Source organism: Okeania sp., assembly GCF_983059655.1.
This window is the reverse complement of sequence record NZ_CEZPJD010000033.1, coordinates 1-4126: the sequence shown is the minus strand read 5'-3', so window position 1 is coordinate 4126 and position 4126 is coordinate 1. Positions and strand designations below refer to the sequence as shown.

The following is a 4126-nucleotide window of genomic DNA, read 5'->3' as shown; positions in this document are numbered from 1 at the left end:
GCAGGTTCCTAAATAAAGTTCAACAATTAATAGGTAATAGGTAATAGGTAATAGGGAACAGGGAACAGGGAGAAATAATTGATAATTGAACAGGGAACAGGGAACAGGGAACAGGGAACAGGGAACAGGGAGAAATAATTGATAATTGAACAGGGAACAGGGAACAGGGAACAGGGAACAGGGAGAAATAATTGATAATTTATGGATAATAATTGAACAGGGAACAGGGAACAGGGAACAGGGAACAGGGAGAAATAATTGATAATTTATGGATAATAATTGATTTTATTTTTGATTTTTACCAGATGTCTAATAGCTTAAAATTTTCATACTAATTCCATTATGATAATGGTAGTCCAGCATAGCAGTGGTAGATCGTTAAACTCCTCCTTCCTTCTGCTATAATGGTCAATATTTTAATATTTGCCAACCATCGCTTTATTCATCCATACTGAAATTTTTTCAATAAAAAAATGCTGCTAGAACTGAAAAGATTAACCATACCACCAGGTCAAAAAGTGTTGTTAAAAGATGTAAGCTGGCAAGAATTTGAAGAAATTCTCAAAGACTTAGGAGAAAATCGTGCTTCTCGAATAGCTTATACAAATAACACTTTAGAAATTATGAATCCATTACCAAAACATGAACTTAGCAAAGAAATTATTAGCGACTTAGTAAAAGCACTCTTAGAAGAACTAGACAGAGAATTTTTAACTCTAGGTTCAACAACTTTCAAAAATGAGCAAATGGCAAAAGGAATAGAACCAGACAATTGTTTTTATATTGAAAATGAAGCTAAAGTTCGTGGGAAAGAACGTCTGGATTTAACTATTGACCCATCGCCAGATTTAGCCTTAGAAATAGATATAACTTCTCGTACTCATCTGAGTATTTACGCAAATTTAGGAGTAGGGGAACTTTGGCGATTTGAAAAAGGAAAATTACAAATCTATGTGTTAGAAAATAATAAATATATAGAATCAGAATTTAGCCCTCATTTTCCAGATTTACCCTTAACTGAAGTAATTCCAGAATATAGTATTCGCTGTCAAAATATAGGTAGAAATCAAACTATGAAAACTTTTCGTAATTGGGTGAGAGAACAAATTATTAGGAAAGGCAGAAGGCTGGAGGCAGAAGGCAGAAGGGAATTCTGACTCCAGCATAGCTGCCTTCCTTTCTCCAAAGTGTAAGTATTCAACCGTTAGCGCAGCTCCCCCGGAGGGGGAACATGATATTAGGAGTGGGTTCCCACTCTCCTTATCTAAATTACACCTATGCTACCGGACATGATATCACTGCATTCTCCTGTACATCGCCCTACAGGCGATTTCCCTATCTAACTACTTCTTCAAGCACGGCCAACAAATGCACAATAAGTTGAGAATAGATTAACTTAAATATCAGACGCGCCAAAAAGAGTTAAATATGATCCAACAGCCTAAACCTCAATATTCTCTAGCCTGGATTGGCAAAATTGCTGAAGTCCCTAAACCAGAGTGGGATGCTCTGGCCCAACCTTTAAAAACTCCCTTCCTAGAATGGGACTGGCTGCATAATATGGAAACTTCTGGTAGTGTGGGTGGTAGAAGTGGATGGCTACCGCAACATTTAACAGTATGGCGGGATAGACAATTGATAGCAGCAGCTCCACTTTATATCAAGGGACACAGTCAAGGTGAATTTGTTTTTGACCATCAATGGGCCGATGTAGCTTACCGCTTAGGTATTGAATATTACCCGAAGTTATTGGGAATGTCGCCTTTTACTCCTGCTGAGGGATATAGATTTTTAATTGCACCTGGGGAGGATGAAGATGAAATGACAGCCTTGATGGTCAATGAAATCGATCATTTTTGCGATCGCCATCATATTTCTGGATGTCATTTTCTCTATGTCGATCCAGAATGGCATCCTGTACTGCAACGTAATGGTTTTAGTAGTTGGCTACACCATAGTTACATTTGGCAGAATCAAGGTTATCAAACTTTTGATGACTATCTCAAAGTGTTTAATGCTAATCAACGTCGTAATATTAAGCGAGAACGCAAAGCAGTAGGAAAAGCTGGTTTACAAATGCAGACTTTCACTGGGGATGAAATACCGAAAGCTTTGTTTTCTAAGATGTACAGTTTTTACGAGAGTACCTGCGATAAATTTGGTTGGTGGGGTAGTAAATATTTAACAAAGCGATTTTTTGAGCAATTACATCACGACTTTCGTCATCGAGTATTATTTGTAGCAGGTTACAGTGAGGAAGATGACCGCTTGCCTGTAGGAATGTCGTTTTGTATTACTAAGGGCGATCGCCTTTATGGTCGTTACTGGGGCAGCACCTACGAAATAGATTGTTTACATTTTGATGCTTGTTATTATGCTCCGATAGAATGGGCGATCGACCATGGTATTAATACTTTTGACCCTGGTGCTGGTGGGCGTCATAAAAAACGGCGTGGTTTTCCAGCGACACCTAACTATAGTCTGCACAAGTTTTATCATAATCGTTTATCAAAAATCTTCTTGTCTTACATTGGGCAAGTGAATGAAATGGAACAGTTAGAAATGGAGAGAATTAATGAAGATTTACCTTTTAGTCAGAGTAATTCTTAAAAGCTAAGAAAAAATTGGGCTTAATAGTTTTGTGGAATGGGCATCTTGCCCGTTCCTGATATTTTCCACATTGTCGAAAATCGACAAGTTTTAAAAATATTCTTTTCGATTTTAGTTCCATATCATGCTAAATACCTTGCTATGACTAAGTTTCAGTAATTTTTTAAATTTGTCAAAAAGTTGTCGATCTTCACTGTCGATTTTCGACAATGTTTTGATTTGCCTATTCTATAATCTGTAATTAGGGTTTGCTGAAAAAGTTTTTTTGTTGAGATAGGGAGTAGGGAGTAGGGAGTAGGGAGTAGTTAAGATTCAGGAGGAACGGGGAGTTATAGAGGAGGTAGTCGGATATATTTATCCCTTGATTTTTCCGCCCTTCTCTGCTGAAAATGCTGATTTTTTGAGCTTGATCGACCGAAAAGCTGGTACTTTTTTCGCGCTAACAAAGACTAAAACCAATATCAGTCAATGCTTTGAGAGTTAATCAGCAAGCCCTAATTAAGTTATCGATCTCCAATAACGGGAGTAACCACATTTTTAGTAAAGAAGTGTTTCTACATTAAATCTAACCGTAGAAGCAAACCGCTGTTTGTCCCTACATCTAAATCTAGATATCTGTCCCCGAAGCCGGTTCAATTTTTGGTCTATTTCTATTGGGTGGTTTGGGCGTTCGTTCTCTTTTATTGCGTATATCGCAATAATACAAAATAATACAAAAATATTTCAGAATTGGTGATATCATGTCCGGTAGCATCGGAGCGTGTATAAAATTAAGGTGACAATGGAAGAAAACCTTCTGCCTCCTGCCTCCTGCCTTCCTTTGAAACTGTTCAACCGGACATGATATTACCCAAAAATTATGATTCTACGAAGTCTTTTAAGGCTAAAAGTGTTTGAGATAAAGATTCTTTCATTTGAGCAGCTAACATAAATGAAAAAATATACTTGAAAATTCCCGAAAACAAAATTCTGTGTGTAACTAAAGTTTTGCTTTCAAATGGTTGAAGAATATGTTCCATCCTGATAGTACATAAAGGTAATTTTGATTCAGTAATAAATGACTTATTCCTAATTACTTTTACTAACCTAATTTGAACGCGAGTCCCAGATTGTATTTGTAAATCAATCAATGAATTATCAGCAAAATTTCCATGAAGATATGCATATTTAGTATCTGGGTCCCAATTCGACCATTGATTCACCTCTGAATAAATTTTAAAGATATTTTCTGGGTTGGCATTAATTTCTATTTTGGACTCAAATTGCATTGTTAGTTCACCTCATTATTATAGTGGGGAGTAGGGGAGTAGGGGAGTAGGGGAGTGGGGGAGTGGGGGAGATTAAATATTGAAGTAATTATAGAATTATCAACATATACTATATGACCGGATTCTGTATAAATCAATTTTACCAAAGAATTAATAATTAAATAATTCAATAATTCAGGTAAAAATCCTCCCCTTTCAAGGGGAAAAAAGCGGTCGTTTTGCTAGCGCATAACTACGTTAACGGCTGT

The 4126-nt window shown here is 36.7% G+C and carries 3 protein-coding genes; 2 read left to right on the top strand and 1 reads right to left on the bottom strand.

From position 1 onward, the window contains the following. Window positions 1-473 precede the first annotated feature (473 nt). Window positions 474-1157 carry a Uma2 family endonuclease gene (locus tag AC3DU7_RS03915; protein WP_488038050.1) on the top strand — a complete coding sequence of 228 codons (684 nt, stop codon included), beginning with the start codon at window positions 474-476 and terminating at the stop codon, window positions 1155-1157. Window positions 1158-1428: 271 nt separating this feature from the next. Further along, entirely contained in the window at window positions 1429-2610 is a 1182-nt protein-coding gene (locus tag AC3DU7_RS03910) for a GNAT family N-acetyltransferase (RefSeq protein ID WP_488038049.1), read from the top strand. 857 nt (window positions 2611-3467) lie between these two features. On the opposite strand, the gene AC3DU7_RS03905 is transcribed toward AC3DU7_RS03910, so the two are convergent. Continuing rightward, the gene (locus AC3DU7_RS03905; protein WP_488038048.1) at window positions 3468-3878 is read right to left on the bottom strand and encodes an SRPBCC family protein; all 411 of its coding nucleotides are present in this window, start codon (window positions 3876-3878) and stop codon (window positions 3468-3470) included. Window positions 3879-4126: the final 248 nt, after the last annotated feature.